Origin of the sequence: Micromonospora sp. NBRC 110038 (assembly GCF_020884815.1) — a bacterium.
Lineage (GTDB): Bacteria > Actinomycetota > Actinomycetes > Mycobacteriales > Micromonosporaceae > Micromonospora > Micromonospora haikouensis.
On record NZ_BBOL01000002.1, the window covers coordinates 152,753 to 168,579 of the forward strand.

The 15,827-nt window shown below is 74.0% G+C and carries 13 protein-coding genes and 2 tRNA genes; 6 read left to right on the forward strand and 9 right to left on the reverse strand.

The annotated features are described in order from the left end of the window. Positions 1 to 38: 38 nt before the first annotated feature. A complete protein-coding gene (gene macS / locus LPU61_RS08320) occupies positions 39 to 1,190 on the reverse strand; it encodes a MacS family sensor histidine kinase (RefSeq protein ID WP_374199630.1) in 1,152 nt (383 codons plus the stop codon). A gap of 79 nt (positions 1,191 to 1,269) precedes the next feature. On the opposite strand from macS, the gene LPU61_RS08325 reads away from it, so the two are divergent. Further along, complete coding sequence (locus LPU61_RS08325; RefSeq protein ID WP_043965866.1) at positions 1,270 to 1,728, forward strand: ATP-binding protein; 459 nt, start codon at positions 1,270 to 1,272, stop codon at positions 1,726 to 1,728. A gap of 64 nt (positions 1,729 to 1,792) precedes the next feature. Further along, complete coding sequence (glpK, locus tag LPU61_RS08330; protein WP_229404643.1) at positions 1,793 to 3,280, forward strand: glycerol kinase GlpK; 1,488 nt, start codon at positions 1,793 to 1,795, stop codon at positions 3,278 to 3,280. 37 nt (positions 3,281 to 3,317) lie between these two features. On the opposite strand, the gene LPU61_RS08335 is transcribed toward glpK, so the two are convergent. After that, entirely contained in the window at positions 3,318 to 4,151 is an 834-nt protein-coding gene (locus tag LPU61_RS08335) for a phosphoribosylaminoimidazolesuccinocarboxamide synthase (protein WP_043965862.1), read from the reverse strand. 129 nt (positions 4,152 to 4,280) lie between these two features. Between LPU61_RS08335 and LPU61_RS08340 the strand changes: the two genes are divergently transcribed. Continuing rightward, positions 4,281 to 5,612 (forward strand): ABC transporter substrate-binding protein, encoded by a 1,332-nt coding sequence (locus LPU61_RS08340; protein WP_043965860.1) that lies wholly within the window; start codon positions 4,281 to 4,283, stop codon positions 5,610 to 5,612. A gap of 274 nt (positions 5,613 to 5,886) precedes the next feature. Here LPU61_RS08340 and LPU61_RS08345 read toward each other — a convergent pair whose 3' ends face one another. The 5 genes from LPU61_RS08345 to LPU61_RS08365 form a co-directional block, all read right to left on the reverse strand. Beyond that, positions 5,887 to 6,138: a hypothetical protein gene (locus LPU61_RS08345; protein ID WP_043965858.1), complete on the reverse strand. Its 252-nt coding sequence runs from the start codon at positions 6,136 to 6,138 to the stop codon at positions 5,887 to 5,889. 221 nt (positions 6,139 to 6,359) lie between these two features. Beyond that, positions 6,360 to 6,433: transfer RNA gene (locus LPU61_RS08350), tRNA-Met, on the reverse strand. A gap of 215 nt (positions 6,434 to 6,648) precedes the next feature. Next, positions 6,649 to 6,722: transfer RNA gene (locus LPU61_RS08355), tRNA-Met, on the reverse strand. 72 nt (positions 6,723 to 6,794) lie between these two features. Continuing rightward, positions 6,795 to 9,785, reverse strand: coding sequence for a UPF0182 family protein (locus tag LPU61_RS08360; protein WP_229404644.1), 2,991 nt, complete (start codon positions 9,783 to 9,785; stop codon positions 6,795 to 6,797). Positions 9,786 to 9,907: 122 nt separating this feature from the next. Further along, positions 9,908 to 10,921, reverse strand: a complete 1,014-nt coding sequence (locus tag LPU61_RS08365; protein WP_229404645.1) for a PDZ domain-containing protein — start codon at positions 10,919 to 10,921, stop codon at positions 9,908 to 9,910. Between the two features lie 181 nt (positions 10,922 to 11,102). Between LPU61_RS08365 and LPU61_RS08370 the strand changes: the two genes are divergently transcribed. Then, positions 11,103 to 12,338, forward strand: a complete 1,236-nt coding sequence (locus tag LPU61_RS08370) for a zinc-dependent metalloprotease (protein WP_052503872.1) — start codon at positions 11,103 to 11,105, stop codon at positions 12,336 to 12,338. A 188-nt stretch (positions 12,339 to 12,526) separates the two neighbouring features. Here LPU61_RS08370 and LPU61_RS08375 read toward each other — a convergent pair whose 3' ends face one another. Together LPU61_RS08375 and LPU61_RS08380 are read right to left on the reverse strand one after the other, a co-directional pair. Continuing rightward, the gene (locus LPU61_RS08375) at positions 12,527 to 13,135 is read right to left on the reverse strand and encodes a hypothetical protein (RefSeq protein WP_229404646.1); all 609 of its coding nucleotides are present in this window, start codon (positions 13,133 to 13,135) and stop codon (positions 12,527 to 12,529) included. 207 nt (positions 13,136 to 13,342) lie between these two features. After that, on the reverse strand, positions 13,343 to 13,873 hold the full coding sequence (locus tag LPU61_RS08380) for a M48 family metallopeptidase (RefSeq protein ID WP_043965850.1): 531 nt from the start codon (positions 13,871 to 13,873) through the stop codon (positions 13,343 to 13,345). 514 nt (positions 13,874 to 14,387) lie between these two features. On the opposite strand from LPU61_RS08380, the gene LPU61_RS08385 reads away from it, so the two are divergent. Then, on the forward strand, positions 14,388 to 14,555 hold the full coding sequence (locus tag LPU61_RS08385) for a DUF5679 domain-containing protein (RefSeq protein WP_007464795.1): 168 nt from the start codon (positions 14,388 to 14,390) through the stop codon (positions 14,553 to 14,555). Positions 14,556 to 14,760: 205 nt separating this feature from the next. Further along, positions 14,761 to 15,813 (forward strand): ThiF family adenylyltransferase, encoded by a 1,053-nt coding sequence (locus LPU61_RS08390; RefSeq protein ID WP_043965848.1) that lies wholly within the window; start codon positions 14,761 to 14,763, stop codon positions 15,811 to 15,813. Positions 15,814 to 15,827: the final 14 nt, after the last annotated feature.

The window sequence follows — 15,827 nt, forward strand, 5'->3', positions numbered from 1 at the left end:
CCGTGGGCCGGTCGGCGGGGGCGGGGCGTCGGCGGCGCTCACCGGGGCGTCCTCGGCACGGTCAGCTCGACCTCGGTGCCGGCGCCGGGCGTGGAGGTGATGGTGACCGTGCCGCCCAGGTCGGCGACGCGGCCCCGGATCGACTGCGCCACCCCGAGCCGGCCCTGCCGGGCGGCCTCGTCGAGCCGGCCCGCCGGGATGCCCGGGCCCTCGTCGCGTACCGAGACCGTCACCGTCTCCCCCTCGTCCTCGATGAGCACCCAGGCCCGGCCACCCGCGTGCCGGCGCACGTTGTCCAGCGTCGCCCTGGTCGCGTCGGCCAGTTCCCGGGCCACCGGCGCGGGCAGCGGGACGCCGGTGGCCGGCGCCGACAGCGAGACCGTAGCCGAGGCGTACCGGCCGAGCAGGGCACGCAGGTCGAGGGTGTCCTGCCCCGCCGGGTCGGCGTCGCCGGGGGGTGCCGCCCCGGCGATCAGGGCGCGCAGGGCGGCCTCCTGCTCCCCCGCCAGCCGGGCCAGCTCGCCGGCCTCCCCGTCCAGGTGGGCGCCGCGCCGCTGCACCAGCGCGAGCACCTGGAGCACCGAGTCGTGGATGTCCCGGGCCAGCCGCTCCCGCTCCCGGGTCGCCGCCTCCAGCTCCACCGCCCGGTGCAGCCGCTGCTCGGCGGTCACCGCCAGCCGGGCGACGTGGCCGACCACCGCCCCCGCCATCAGCAGCAGGATCCAGCCGGTGAGGGCGGACTGGCCGATCCGCTCCCGGGCCGCCAGGTCGGCCGCGCACACCGCCAGCGCGGCCACGGTGCCGCGCCGCCGGCCGCCGGAGACGGCCCAGGCGAGCACCGGCCCGGCCAGCCACACCACGGCGAGGCTGGGCGCGCCGGCCGCGAGGGCCGCCCGGCCGACCGCCCAGGGGCTGACCTGCAGCACCCCGACCACGACGGCGAGGTCGGCGACCAGCAGCGGCCAGCCCCGTCGGGCGGGGCGGGCGTAGCCGAGGGCCGTGGTCACCGTCCAGCCGAGCATCACCAGCAGGACGGCGCCGGCGACCACGGGGTGGGCGTACCCGCGGGCGTCGCGCGCGACGATCAGGCCGACGTACGCCAGGGCGGCGAACCGGAACACCGCGACGGCCCGCCAGAGCGGGACCTCGAATCCACCGGGCGTCGACGGCACCCCGACACGATGCCACACGCCCCCTCCCCAGCCATGTCGTCCGTCGGACGGGAGGCGACCCGCCGCCACCTGCCCCGGGAACGGCGGACGATCATGGCTGCCCCGACCGACACGGCGTACGGTTGTGCCCATCGACACCACCCTCCTGATCGCCGAAGCCTTCGACCAGGCCCAGGTGACCGAGCTCCGGCACTCGGTCACCTCCTGCGCGCACGCCGTCGGGCTGCGCGGGCAACGGCTGGACGACTTCGTGCTGGCCGTCAACGAGCTGCTCACCAACGCGGTGCGGCACGGCGGCGGGCGGGGGTGGCTGCGGCTGTGGCGCCAGCCGGGGCGGCTGGTCTGCGAGGTCGCCGACCACGGCCGGGGGATCAGCTCCCGGCGGCTCGACGACCGGAGCCGCCCCGCGCCCGACACCGCGGGCGGCTGGGGCCTCTGGCTGGCCCGGGAGCTGAGCGACGCGATGGACGTCGAGACCGGCCCGGCCGGCACCACGGTCCGCATCGGCATGCCCCTCGCCCCGGCCCTCGACGCCGGCGAACGCGCCCCGGACTGACCCGCCGGGCCCGGCCGGGCGGCGGTGGGCGGCGGACCGGCGGCGGGGCGGGTACGGTGCTGCGGTGACCGGAGAGTACGTCGCCGCCATCGACCAGGGCACCACCTCGTCCCGGTGCCTCGTCTTCGACCGGGCCGGGGAGATCGTCTCCGTGGCCCAGCGCGAGCACCGGCAGATCTTCCCCCGGCCGGGCTGGGTCGAGCACGACGCCGAGGAGATCTGGGACAACGTGCGGCTCGTCGTCCGCGAGGCGCTCGACGCGGCCGGCACCGGCGCGGAGGGGCTCGCCGCCGTCGGCATCACCAACCAGCGGGAGACCACCGTCGTCTGGGACCGCGCCACGGGCCGCCCGGTCGCCAACGCCATCGTCTGGCAGGACACCCGCACCGGGCCGCAGCTGCGCGCGCTCGACGAGGCGTACGGCGAGCAGCGGGTGTGCGAGCGCACCGGGCTGCGGCTGGCCACCTACTTCGCGGGCCCGAAGCTGCGCTGGCTGCTCGACAACGTCGACGGGCTGCGCGGCCGGGCCGAGCGGGGCGAGGTGCTGTTCGGCACCATGGACAGCTGGCTGATCTGGAAGCTGACCGGTCGACACGTCACCGACGTGACGAACGCGAGCCGCACCATGCTGATGGGCCTGGACACCCTCGACTGGGATCCGGAGCTGCTCGACGCGCTCGGCGTGCCGGCCGCGATGCTCCCCGAGATCCGCAGCTCGGCCGAGGTCTACGGCACCGCCACCGACGGGCCGCTCGCCGGGGTGCCGGTGGCCAGCGCCCTCGGCGACCAGCAGGCCGCCCTGTTCGGGCAGACCTGCTTCCAGCCGGGCGAGGCCAAGTGCACGTACGGCACCGGCAGCTTCCTGCTGCTCAACACCGGCGCGAGCCCGGTGATCTCCTCGCACGGGCTGCTGACCACCCTCGCGTACCGGATCGAGGGGCAGCCCGCCGTGTACGCGCTGGAGGGCGCGATCGCGGTCACCGGGTCGCTGGTGCAGTGGCTGCGGGACAACCTCGGCCTGATCTCCACCGCCGCCGAGGTGGAGGAGCTGGCCCGCACGGTCGACGACAACGGCGGCTGCTACGTGGTGCCGGCGTTCTCCGGGCTGTTCGCCCCGCACTGGCGCAGCGACGCGCGCGGGGTGATCGCCGGGCTCACCGGCTACATCACCAAGGGGCACCTGGCCCGGGCGGCGCTGGAGGCGTCGGCCTGGCAGACCCGCGAGGTGGTCGACGCGATGAACGCCGACTCCGACGTGGCGCTGCGCCGGCTGCGGGTCGACGGCGGGATGACCGCCAACGGCCTGCTCATGCAGTTCCTCGCCGACGTGCTGGACGTGCCGGTGGTCCGCTCCCGGATCACGGAGACGACCTGCCTCGGCGCGGCGTACGCGGCGGGCCTCGCCGTGGGCTTCTGGCCGGACCTGGCCACCCTGCGCGCCCAGTGGCGCTCCGACGCGCAGTGGACCGCCGCGATGGACCCGGACGAGCGGGACCGGGAGCTGCGCCAGTGGCGCAAGGCCGTGCAGCGCACCCTCGACTGGGTGGACTGACCCGGCACCGGTCGGCCCGGCACCGGGCCGGCGGGCGTCAGGACCAGGTGCGGCCGGTGAGCTTCTCGTAGACCTCGACGTAGCGGGCCCGGGTCGCCTCGATCACCTCGGCGGGCACCTCGGGGGCCGGGGGCCGCTTGTCCCAGCCGCCGCCGGTCGCCCAGTCGCGGACGTACTGCTTGTCGTAGGAGAACTGGGCCCGGCCCGGCTGGTACGACTCGGCCGGCCAGAACCGCGACGAGTCGGAGGTGAGCACCTCGTCGCCGAGGACGAGGGTGCCGTCCGCCGCCCAGCCCAGCTCGATCTTGGTGTCGGCGACCAGGATGCCCCGGTCGGCGGCCAGCTCCGCGCCCCGGCAGTAGATGTCGAGGGTGATCTGCCGCAGCCGCGCGGCGGTCTCCGCGCCGACCTTGTCCACCACCTGCTCGTAGGAGATCGGCTCGTCGTGCTCGCCCTTGGGGGCCTTCGTCGACGGGGTGAAGATCGGCTCGGGCAGGATCGACGCCTCGACCAGGCCCCGGGGCAGCCGCACGCCGGAGACCGCGCCGGTGCGCTCGTACTCGGCGAGGCCGCCGCCGGTGAGGTAGCCCCGCGCGACGCACTCGACCGGGACCATCTCCAGCCGCCGGCAGCGGATCGCCCGGCCGGCGAACTCCGCCGGCACGTCCGTGGCGGAGACGACGTGGTTCGGCACCAGGTCGGCGAGCTGCTCGAACCACCACAGGGACAGCGCGGTGAGCAGGCGACCCTTGTCCGGCACCGGGGTCGGCAGCACCACGTCGTAGATCGAGATCCGGTCGGAGGCGACCAGGATCAGGTCGTCGCCGTCGGCGTAGACGTCCCGGACCTTGCCCGAGTGCAGAAGTTCCACGCGCCCTAGTACACCACGGGCCGGCAGACGCCCCGGGACGGCCACCCGTCGGGCCGCACGGCCGTTGACACCCGCCCGCGCCGGCTGTGTAAATGGTCCGACCCCACGTTGGAAAGATCAGGAGCGCCCGTGCCCGACGCCCGTACCCCACCGACCCGCACCGGCCCGGACCCGGGCCGGCGGCGGCTGCTCGGTGCGCTGCTCGGGGCGCCGTTCGCGGCGACCGGCCTCGCGGGCTGCGGCAGCCGGGAGGAGGACCGGCCGGTCGAGGACGGGCCGGTCGAGCTGTCGGTCTTCTGGTACGGCACGGCCGCCCGGGCCGAGCTGACCGAGAAGGCGCTGCGGCTCTACTCCTCCCGCAACAACCTGGTCAGCTTCCGGGTCACCTGGCAGGGCCTGCCCGGCTACTACGACCGGCTGGCCACCCAGGCCGCCGGCGGCAACGTGCCCGACCTGATCCAGCTCGACGACACCGTCCTCGCCGAGTACGCCCGGCGGGAGATCCTGCTCGACCTCGGCGGATACGTCGCCGACCACCGGCTCGACCTGCGCGGGCTCCCGCCGGACCTGGCGCGCTACGGCGAGGTGGACGGCCGCACCGTGGCGGTCGCCGCCGCCCAGACGACCGCCGCCCTCGTCTACAACCGCAGCCTGCTGCGCCGGCTCGGCGTCGCCGAGCCCCGCACCGGCATGTCCTGGCCCGCGTACGTCGACTGGGCCGCGCGGGTCACCCGGGCCGCCGACGGCCGGGTGGCCGGCACGATGGACCCGTCCGGGGACCACCGGGCGCTGTGGCTGTGGCTGCGGTCCCGGGGCGCCGAGTTGTACCAGGGCCGGCAGCTCGGCTTCGGCGCGAACGAGCTGGTCGACTGGTTCGAGCTGTGGCAGAACGCGCGGGCCCGGCGCGCCACCCCGAGCGCCGCCCTCGTGGACCAGGCCGACGGCGGCGAGCCGACCCGGCAACTGGTGGTGACCGGCCATACTGCCGCGTCGTTCGCCTGGGCCCACCAGTTCCCCGAGTTCCGGCGGCAGACCCGGGACGAGCTGGCCCTGGCCGCGTTCCCCGGGCCACCGGCGGCGCAGTGGCCGCGCGCCTCGATGTACTGGGCGGGCTTCCGGGGCACCCGGCACCCCGCACTGGTGGCCGACGTCATCCAGTTCCTCACCAACAACATGGAGGCCGGCCTGGCCCTCGGCCACGAACGCGGGGTGAGCCCCAACCTCGCCATCCGCCGGTACGTGCGGGAGAGCCTGACCGACCCGGGGCAGCAGGCCGCCGCCGCCCTCGCGGAGGCCGTGGCCGCCCAGCTCGGCCCGGCCCCCGGCCCGCCGCCGAAGGGGCACGCCCGGGTCCGGACCCTGCTCGTCGAGACGGCGGAGGGCGTCCGCTCCGGCCGGGCCGGGATCCGCGCGGCCACCACCCGGTTCGTCGCCCAGGCCGAGGCCGCCCTGGCGTCCTGACCACCCGTCCGGGACCCGCCACCCGTCCGGACCCGCCCGCGGGTACCCGTTCTCGGGTGCCCGCTTTCGGTGCGCGCCCTCGGGCGCCCGCCCGCAGGTGCCCGCCGGCCCCCGGGTGACCGCCGGCCCCTGGGTGACCGCCGGCAAGATCGTGCTCAATCGCGGATCGAGTGGCCTCCGAGCGGCCGGAGGCCACTCCTTACCGGTTCGAGCGCGATGTTGGGCACGCGGACGCGGGCCCGGGCAGGGGCGGGGCGGGGCGTGGGCCGCCGGGTCAGCGCGGCGGGCGGTTTCGCCGGTTGCGCATGAGCAGCAGCACCAGCAGCACGATCCCGCCGACGACGACCAGGCAGCACAGCAGCCCGAGGAAGCCGACGCCGCCGCCCCGGGACCGCCGCTTGGCGGCCTCCACCACAAGCTCTCCCGTGCCGGTGGACGCCCAGGCCGCGACCGGGACGAAGACCGACAGCACGACCGCACCGAGGACCGTGCTGAGCCGGCCCCACCACTTGTTCCACGAAGACATGCCCCCATCCTCGCCGAGGAACGCAAGTGGGGCACGCGGGACGGCCGGGGATGCGCCCGACGGCGCGAGGACGGCATCGCCCGACGGCGCGACGGACAGCGCGCCCCAGCTTCGCGGCCGAGAGCTGGACAGGACCTCGCGCGAGGAGGCGACACGGAGCTTTTCGCGCGCAGGAAAAGGCGAAGGGCCCCGGAGCGAACTCCGGGGCCCTTGCGAACGAGTAGCGGGGACAGGATTTGAACCTGCGACCTCTGGGTTATGAGCCCAGCGAGCTACCGAGCTGCTCCACCCCGCGTCGGCTTTCATAGCTTAGCCCATCCCCGCGGCGGAGATCAGCGGGCCCCCCGAAAGCCGCCCGCCCCATCCGAGAAGCCAGCATCCGAGAAGCCAGCACGCGAAACGCCAGCACGCGAGGACCAGCGTGCGAAGGGCCAGCACGCAAAAGGCTCTCACGTGGAAGGCTGTCACGCGAAAGGCCCCGGAGCGAACTCCGGGGCCTTTCCGAACGAGTAGCGGGGACAGGATTTGAACCTGCGACCTCTGGGTTATGAGCCCAGCGAGCTACCGAGCTGCTCCACCCCGCGTCGGCTCGTTAACCCTAACCCACCGCCCCCGCGGGCCGCAAAACGGCCCACGGGGCGGGGCGTAACCGCTGGTCATCCCCCTGCCGGCGCCGACGGCGACGGGGCGGAGCCACCGCTGGGCGAGGCGGACGGCGACGCCGAGGGCGCGGCCGGGGCGGCCGGGCTGGCCGCCTGCTGGGCCTGCTGGAACGCCGTCATCGCCTCGTCCAGGGCCTTGAGCGCCCGGCCGTACCGCTCGAAGTCACCGGAGGTCTGCGCGGCCTTGACCTCGGCGATGGCCGACTGCACCTTGGCCGCCGCCTCGGCCAGCTCGCCGGTCAGCGGCGGGGCGTTGCTGCCGTCGCCCGGGGGCGGGGTGCCGCCCGTCGGTGGCGGGGTCCCGCCCTGGGCGGCCTGCTTGCCCTGCTCGACGAGCTGCTTGATGCCGTCGGTCAGGTTGTTGGCCAGCACCACGTACGAGCCGCCGTCGCCGTAGGAGAGCAGCACCTTCTGCAGCAGCGGGTACGCGTCCTGCTGGTTGCTCTTGACGTAGACCGGCTCGACGTACAGCATCCCGTCGCCGAACGGCAGCGACAGCAGGTTGCCGTACTGCACCTGGGCCTGGTTGGAGGAGAGCAGGTTCAGCTGCTGCCGGATGTTGGCGTTGTTGGTCATCTGCTGGTGCACCTGCACCGGCCCGGAGATCCGGGTCTGGTCGGGCAGCTCCAGCACCTCCAGCTGCGGTTTGCCGTCGACGTACGAACCGGAGATCAACGCGGCGAGGTTCTGCCGGCCGTTCGGGGTGACGGCGGAGGTGAGCTGGAAGCGCGGCGCGGTCTGCCCCGGGAACTGCGTCCACAGGTAGTACGGCGGCTGCTTCTGCCCACCGTCGGGGTTGTCCGGCACGTTCGGCACCTGCCAGAAGTCCTGCGCCGAGTAGAAGTCGCCCGGGTCGGTGACGTGGAACTTGGTCAGCAGGTTGCGCTGCACCTTGAACAGGTCGGCCGGGTACCGGAAGTGCTCCCGCAGCTCGGCCGGGATCTTGTCGTTCGGCAGCACCAGGTCCCCGCCGAACGCCTTGTTCCACGCCTTGAGCACCGGGTCGGTCTGGTCGAACTCGTACAGCCGGACCGTGCCGTCGTACGCGTCGACCGTGGCCTTGACCGAGTTGCGGATGTAGTTGACGTTCTCCCGGGCGAGCTGGAACGTGCCCCGGCCGGTCAGCTCGTCGGTGGTCTCCGACTGGAGGTTGACCCGCTCGGCGTACGGGTAGGTCGCGGCCGTGGTGTAGCCGTCGACGATCCACTGCACCCGGCCGCCGACCACCGCCGGGTACGGGTCACCGTCGAGGGTGAGGAACGGCGCGACCTTCTCCACCCGGTCCCGGGGGTTACGCACGTACAGCAGCTTCGAGTTCTCGTTGACGGCCTCGGAGAGCAGGAAGTTGGACTCCTGCTCCTTGATGGCGTAGAGCAGCCGGCGGCTGAACGAGCCGATCTCGACGCCGCCCTCGCCCGTGTACGTGTAGTACTGCTCGCCGCCGGTCTGGGTCGGCCGGTCGAACTCGGCGTTGCGCTCCGGGTTGGCCTGCCCGACGATCGCGTAGTCCTCGGGCTCCATCCGCTCGCCGTAGTAGATGCGCGGCTGGGTGGCCGGGATCTGCTCGGTCTGCGCGGAGCACGCCTCCTGGGTCTTCTCGCCGAGGAAGCCCGAGACGAAGTACGGCTGGCCGCCGCACACCACCTGGTTGGCCGGCGCTGCCACCAGCCCGTAGCCGTGGGTGTAGACGGTGTGCCGGTTGATCCAGGTGTTCTGCTGGTCGGTCAACTCGCCGTAGTTGACCTCCCGGACGCCGACCACGTAGTCGGAGGTCTTGCCGCCCACCGCGTACCGGTCGATGTCCAGCTTCGGGCCGAAGTCGTAGAAGCCCCGGACCTGCTGGAGCTGGGTGTACGTCTCGGAGACGAGCTGCGGGTCGAGCAGCCGGACGTTCGGCACCACGGAGGCGTCGGTGCCCAGGCTCGCCGGTGGCACCAGGTTGCTCGCCGCGTACGGCTGGATCTTCGTGTCGGCCAGCCCGAACGCGGCCCGGGTGGCGTCGATGCTCCGCTCGATGTACGGCGCTTCCTTGTCCTTGGCGCTCGGCTTGACCTCGAAGGTCTGCACGGCCCACGGGTAGATGCCGCCGATGGCGACGGCGGAGACGCCGAGCAGGGCCAGCGAGATGCCCGGCCACACCAGGTTCCGCATCACCGCGTTGGAGAACACGATGATCGCGATGGCGACCACGACCGAGATGTAGGCGAGGATCTCCTTGGCCGGCAGCAGCGCGTTGATGTCGGCGTACCCGGCGCCGTAGAGCTTCGCGCCCTCGTTGTACTCCAGCAGCATGCTGCGCCGGTCCAACACGTACGCCACGGCCTTGAGCAGGACGAAGACCGCGACGAGCGTGCTCAGGTGGGCCCGCGCGGCGTTGGTCATCCGGTCCCCGACGCCCTGCAGGCGCACGCCGCCGAAGATGTAGTGCACGGCCAGCGCGCCGAGCAGGGCCAGCACCACCGCCGTGAAGCCGACGCCCAGCACGTAGCGCCAGAACGGCAGCTGGAAGACGTAGAAGCCGACGTCGACGCCGAACTCCGGGTCCTTGACGCCGAAGTCGCCGCCGTTGCGGAACAGCAGCCACTGGTTCCACCGGCTCTGCGCCGACAACCCGGCGAAGAGGCCGACCACCAGGGCGACCAGGCTGATCCAGAGGCCGAGCCGGGGGCCGAGCACCATCCGGTAGCGTTCCAGGGTGGCCTGCTCCAGCGAGTGGGGCCGCAGCTTGGGGCGCAGCCGGTGCGCCAGCCAGAGGTTGCCGCCGACGACCAGCGCCATCGCGAGGCCGACGACGAGGAAGAGCAGCAGCCGGGTGGCCAGCACGCCGGTGAAGACCTGTGTGTATCGCACCTCGTCGAACCACAGCCAGTCCGTCCACGCCTGCACCCCCCAACCGAGGAGGGTGAAGAGGACGAACACCCCGACCAGAACGCCGATGGTGACGCGTCCGCGCCGGCTCATCCTCGGCAGGGGGCTGCTACGCATGACCACTGTTTGGCTCCGCACGCTCGATGTGATCGGCTCCGACCAGGCACCCAGAGTACGGGGTGTTCCTGAGAGTGTCGGCCCACGGTCACGCCGGGCGGCGGGTCGGGCGGGCGCATCGGTCAGCAGCGGGTGGGCTGGCCCCCGGCGCGGAGGGTCTCCAGGGCGGTGAGCGCGTCGGCCAGCGACCCCACCCTGAGCAACGGCAGGTCGGGCTGCGGGTTACGCACCGCCTCCGCGCAGTTCGCCTCCGGCACCAGGAAGACCTTCGCCCCGGAGTCCTTCGCGCCGACCAGCTTCTGGGCGATCCCGCCGATCGGGCCCACCCGGCCCTCGTCGTCGATGGTGCCGGTGCCCGCGATGATCATCCCGCCGGTGAGGTCGGCCGGTTCCAGCTTGTCCACGATCCCGAGGGCGAACATCAGGCCGGCGCTCGGCCCGCCGATGTCGCCGAGGTCGATGGAGAGGGTGAACGGGTGCGGCTGCTGCTGGTCGATCTCGACCCCGATGCGCGGCCGGCCGTCGGACTCCCGGCTGGTGATCCGGGCCGTGGCGGCGGCACCGGCGCGGGTGTAGCCGACGGTCAGGCCGGTGCCGGCCGGCTTGGCGCGGATCAGCTCGGTGAGCTTGCCCGCGCTGGTGACCGGCGTGCCGTCGACCGAGGTGACGACGTCGCCCGGCTTGAGCACCCCCTCCGACGGGCCGCCCGCCGTCACGGTCTTGACCAGCACCTGGACACCGAACCCCAGCTCCCGCAGCGCGGCGGTCTCGGCGCTGGTCTGGGAGTTGCGGAAGTCCTCCTCGTTGCGCTGCTCGACCTCCTGCTGGGTCTCCCCCGGCGGGTAGACCAGCTCGCGGGGCACCACCGCCTCGTCGGCGGAGAACCAGCCGGCCAGCGCGGACCGCAGCCGCACCGTGGGCTGCACGCCGACCGTGGTCAGCCGCAGCTGTCCGGCGGAGGTGGACGTCGCCCGCCCGGTCACCTGGATGACCTCCTTGCCGTCCACGGTGCCGAGCGTGTTGACCGTCGGGCCGGGGCCGAGCACCACGTACGGGATGGGCGCGTTGAGCACGCCGAAGCTGAGCAGGGCGGTCAGCAGGGCACCCAGGAGGACGGTCACGCCGCGACGTCTCATGGCGGTGAGCGTACCGAGGTCGCGGCGGGATGCCCGAGGGTGACGGGGACTTCGCCCTCAGCGCAACGCCGGTGGCCGCTGCCTGGGGCGCAGCCCGCGTACCGTAGAGGTCGTGCCTGATATTCCGTTCGGTTTCGCGCTCCCGGGTGGGCAACCACCAGACCCCAACGATCCCGCGGCGATGCAGCAGTTCATGTCGCAGTTGCAGCACCTGCTCTCGGCGCAGGGCGGCGGACCGGTCAACTGGGACCTGGCCCGGCAGGTGGCCGCCAGTCAGCTCGCCGCCACCGGGGACCCGGCGGCCTCACCCTACGAGCGTCACGCCGTCGAGGAGGCGCTGCGCCTGGCCGACCTCTGGCTGGAGCCGGCCACCGCCTGGCCGACGGGCATCCGCACCTCGCTGGCCTGGAACCGCAACGAGTGGATCTACAAGACGCTCGACGTCTGGCGCAAGCTGTGCGACCCGGTGGCCAGCCGGATGGTCGGCGCGATGGGCGACCTGGTGCCGCCGGAGGCCCGCGCCCAGCTCGGCCCGATGCAGTCGATGGTGGCGACGCTGGGCGGCGCGCTCTTCGGCGGGCAGCTCGGCCAGGCCCTCGGCTCGCTCGCCGCCGAGGTGCTCTCCGCCGGCGACATCGGCCTGCCGCTCGGCCCGGCCGGCACGGCCGCGCTGATCCCGGCCAACATCCGGGTGTACGGCCAGGGCCTGGAGCTGCCCGAGGACGAGGTCCGGCTGTACGTGGCCCTGCGCGAGGCGGCCCACCAGCGGCTCTTCGAGCACGTGCCGTGGCTGCGCGGGCACGTGCTCACCGCCGTCGAGACGTACGCCTCGGGGATCCGGGTCAACCGGGAGGCGATCGAGGAGGCGATGGGCCGGGTCGACCCGACCGACCCGGAGTCGATGCAGGCGATCGCCCTGGAGGGCATCTTCACCCCGGAGGACACGCCGGCGCAGAAGGCGTCGCTGGCCCGGCTGGAGACCGCGCTCGCCCTGGTGGAGGGCTGGGTCTGCCACGTGGTGGACGACGCCGCCGGTGAGCGCCTGCCCAACGTCGTACGCCTCGGCGAGGCGTTCCGCCGTCGACGGGCGGCCGGCGGGCCGGCCGAGCAGACGTTCGCGGCGCTGGTCGGGTTGGAGCTGCGCCCGCGCCGGCTGCGCGAGGCGGCGACCCTGTGGGCGGCGCTGACCGAGCACCGGGGCATCGCCGGCCGGGACGCCGTCTGGGGCCACCCCGACCTGCTCCCCTCCGACGACGACTTCACCGACCCGGTGGCGTTCGCCACGGCCCGGCTCGACCTCGACGACGAGCTGGCCACCTTCGACTTCACCGCCCCGGGCGGCCCCCAGGAGCAACCCCCGCCCACCCCCGGCACCCCGGAACCCCCGGACTCCCCCGACTCCCCACCCCGCCCCTAACCCACCCCACCCCACCTCGGCCCCACCCCACCTCGGCCCCGCCCCACCTCGGCCCGGTGATCAAGAGAAAAGCGTCAAAGTCGATCTTCACGGTGACGCAAACCTCTTGATCACCGCGGGCTGGGCGGGCTGGGTGGGTGGGGCGGGCGGGCCGGGTGTTGGGTGGGTGGGGCGTCAGGGGTGGGGCGTCAGGGGTGGGGTGATGAGAGGAGGGCGCGGGTGGTTTCCCAGCCCTCCACGGCGGGATTCAGGGCGGCCAGGTCGGCTGGGCCGCGCATCCGCCGCCAGGCGGCAGTGACGGCCACGTCCCCGGGGCTCGGGGCGGCCCGGCGCACCTCGGCGGGGTGGGCGACGTCCAGGTCGACTTCGGGCAGCCACGCAGGCACGGGCAGCCGGGACGCGACGCCGAGCAGGCCGGTGCCGGAGCCCTCGACCGGGGCGAGGGCCACCGGCCGCGTGGTCAGCGGGCGGAGCAGCTTGCCGACGGTCAGGCCGGGCAGGTCCGGGGCGTCGGCGGCGACGACGGCAGCCTCGTCGTACCCGGCCCCGGCCAGCGCGGCGAGGACGGCGGTGCCGGTGGCGGCGGGCACCTCGTACACGGCCATGCCGGGCCAGGTGACGGACTCGGCCAGGGCACGGTCGGCCGGGACGGCCGCGATCGCGGTCTCGACCTCCTGGAGGGTGGCGAGCAGGTCCACCACGTCCTCGGCGAGCGCGGCCCGCCAGGCCGCCGGGTCGATCCCCGGGGGCGTCCACGCCACCGGTCCGAGCAACGCCACCACCACACGTCGGGCCACGCCCCGACCCTAGACGAGCCCCACCGGAGACCCGCCTCCCCGCCCCACCAGCCCCGTCAAACTCGCCGATCTTGCACTTTCGGCCCCTCGAAAGCCCGTTTCACACCTTCTGCCCGGGCCCCAACTGCAAGATCGGCGCGGGCAGGGAGCGCGGGCTGCGGGCGGGTGGCGCGGGCTGCGGGCGGGTGGCGCAGGTGGGTGGGTGGGTCAGTCGGTCAGGGGGGTGCCGGAGGCGGCGGCCACGCCCTCCAGGTAACCGCGGGCGCGCTCGGCCTTGGGGTAACGCCCGACCAGCGCCCAGAACCGGGCGTTGTGGCTGGGCACGATGAGGTGGGCCAGCTCGTGCAGCAGGACGTAGTCGATCACCCAGTCGGGCATGTCCTGGATGCGGTGCGAGATGCGGATGGTGCGGTCGGCGGGGGTGCAGGAGCCCCACCGGCCGTTCTGGTTGGTCACCCAGCGGACGCTCACCGGGACGGCCTGGTCGCCGTACTCGGCGAGGTAGAGGCCGCGCAGCCGGGTGGCGCGGCCGAACAGCTCGTCGTCGGTGCGGACCAGGCGCCCCTCGCGGGCCGCCAGCCGGGCCAGCATCCGGTCGACCCACTCGGTCTCCTCGGCCCGGGAGAACTGGTCGGGGATCAGCACCACGACCCGTTCGCCGTCGCGGTAGGCGGACACCGTGCGTCGCCGGCGCTGGCTGCGCCGTACTTCGACGACCGGCTTCCGCGCCCCTGCCATCAGCGGGCCGCGCAGCCTTGGATTGCTGTCACGAAGGAAAGCTAATGGGTACTGACCAGGGGTCCGCAAGAGTCAACACCACGACACGCGCCCGGAAAGTCATGGTTGGTGACCAGGAGTCCCGAAAAAAATCCTTGCGGACCGTCACGGAGGGGCTCCGTCACGGTTCGTGGTCGCCGCGTCGGGAAGCCGCGCGCCTCCGCCCCACGGTATGTGATCACGCCGCCGGCCGCCCGCCGGGGGCCGCCTCTCGGGCGATCTGAGGGGGTTCACCCGGCGTGTCCCCGCGAAACTGACTTATCCGACGTAATTCGGCATGCACACTCTCGACGTCGACTTGCTCACAGTGTCGAAGCACAGCTGACATGGAACCACCCGCACCTGGGTAGGGTCCGCGGACCAGCGGTCACGAGCGTGGCCGCGGAGAAGTCCCAGCGTCGGCGCCCCCCGTGGCCCGCCGCCGGGCAACCCGCCGGAACCGGATTGACCGGCGGACGAGACGAGGAGGACAACCGTGGCCGACCAGGCCCAGACCTACAACGGTTACTGCGTCAAGTGCAAGGAGAAGCGGGACTTCGAGGGGCACGTCGAGGTCTCGAAGACCGGGATGAACATGGCCAAGGGCAAGTGTCCGGTGTGCGGCACAACAGTGAACCGCATCCTGGGCAAGGCGAAGGTCTGACCCGTTCGGGTCCAGCACGGGGGAGGGCGGCCACCGGTCGCCCTCCCCCGTCACGTTCCCGGCGCGCGCCCGTGTCGGTCACCCGACACAGCTACCGGCCGGTTGTGGATAACCCGCCGTTCGCTGTGGATAACCCTGCGTAGGCGGGTGCGCACCTGTGGACAACGATCGACGGAAAGCAGGGACTCGGTCACGATTCGTCGTCATGGACCGCGAACCGCTGCCCCGCCCCACCCTGCTGCCCGGCCTGACCCGCCTCTGGCGGGACCGGCACACCCTCCAGCTCGGGCTGGAGCCGGGCCGGGCCGTCCTCGTCGAGGTGGCCAACCCCCGCGCCGTCCGGGTGCTCGACCTGCTCGACGGCACCCGCAGCGAGCGCCTCGTCCTCGCCCACGCCGCCGGGGCCGACGTGCCACGGGACGAGGCGCGCGGGCTCGTCGACGCGCTGTGCGCCGCCGGGCTGGTCGTACCCGCGCACACGTTGCTGCCCCGCGACCTCGCGGGCCCGGCGCGGCGGCGGCTCAGCGCGGAGGCCGGGGCGCTGGCGTTCGCCGCGCCCGCGCTGCCCGGCACACCGGCCCAGGTGCTGCGGCGGCGCCGCGCCGCGCGGGTGCTGGTCACCGGCGCCGGACGGCTCGGCGCACCGGTCGCCGTCGCGCTCGCCCAGGCCGGGGTCGGGCACGTACGCCCGGACCTTGCCGGGCCGGTGTGCCCGGCCGACCTGGTGGGCACGGGTCTCGCCGCCGCCGACCTGGGCCGGCCGCTCGCCGCCGCCGTACGCGACGCGGTGGACCGGGTCGCCCCCGGAACCGCCACCCGCCCGCTGCGCGGCGGTCGACCCGATCTCGTGCTCCAGCTCGGCGTCGACCGGCCGGCGGCCCTCGTCGCGGCCGGTTTCGCCCAGCGTCGTCAGCCGCACCTGCTGCTCGGCCTCCGCGAGGGGGTGCCCACGGTCGGGCCGCTGGTCCGTCCGCCGATCGGGCCCTGCCTGCGCTGCGTCGACCTGCACCGGACGGACCGGGACCCGGGCTGGCCGACGCTCGCCGCCCAGCTCGCCACCGACGCCCCGGACCAGGCCTGCGGCGCGGCGACCCTGCTCGCCGCAGCCGGGTACGCCGCCGCCGAGGCGCTGGCCCACCTCGACGGCGGCACCCCGGAGACCCTCGGCTGCGCCGTGCAGGTCGCCGGACCGGGCCGGCTACGCCGGCGGACCTGGCCGCCCCACCCGTCCTGCCGCTGCGCCGGGCCGAGCCGCTGACTCCCGCCCCCCCC

Bases quoted from the DNA above. Each gene is read 5' to 3' on its own strand.
- LPU61_RS08345 (WP_043965858.1), bottom strand. From the start codon at position 6,138: ATGTCTTCGTGGAACAAGTGGTGGGGCCGGCTCAGCACGGTCCTCGGT.
- LPU61_RS08360 (WP_229404644.1), bottom strand. From the start codon at position 9,785: ATGCGTAGCAGCCCCCTGCCGAGGATGAGCCGGCGCGGACGCGTCACC.
- LPU61_RS08365 (WP_229404645.1), bottom strand. From the start codon at position 10,921: ATGAGACGTCGCGGCGTGACCGTCCTCCTGGGTGCCCTGCTGACCGCC.
- LPU61_RS08370 (WP_052503872.1), top strand. From the start codon at position 11,103: ATGCAGCAGTTCATGTCGCAGTTGCAGCACCTGCTCTCGGCGCAGGGC.
- LPU61_RS08380 (WP_043965850.1), bottom strand. From the start codon at position 13,873: ATGGCAGGGGCGCGGAAGCCGGTCGTCGAAGTACGGCGCAGCCAGCGC.
- LPU61_RS08390 (WP_043965848.1), top strand. From the start codon at position 14,761: ATGGACCGCGAACCGCTGCCCCGCCCCACCCTGCTGCCCGGCCTGACC.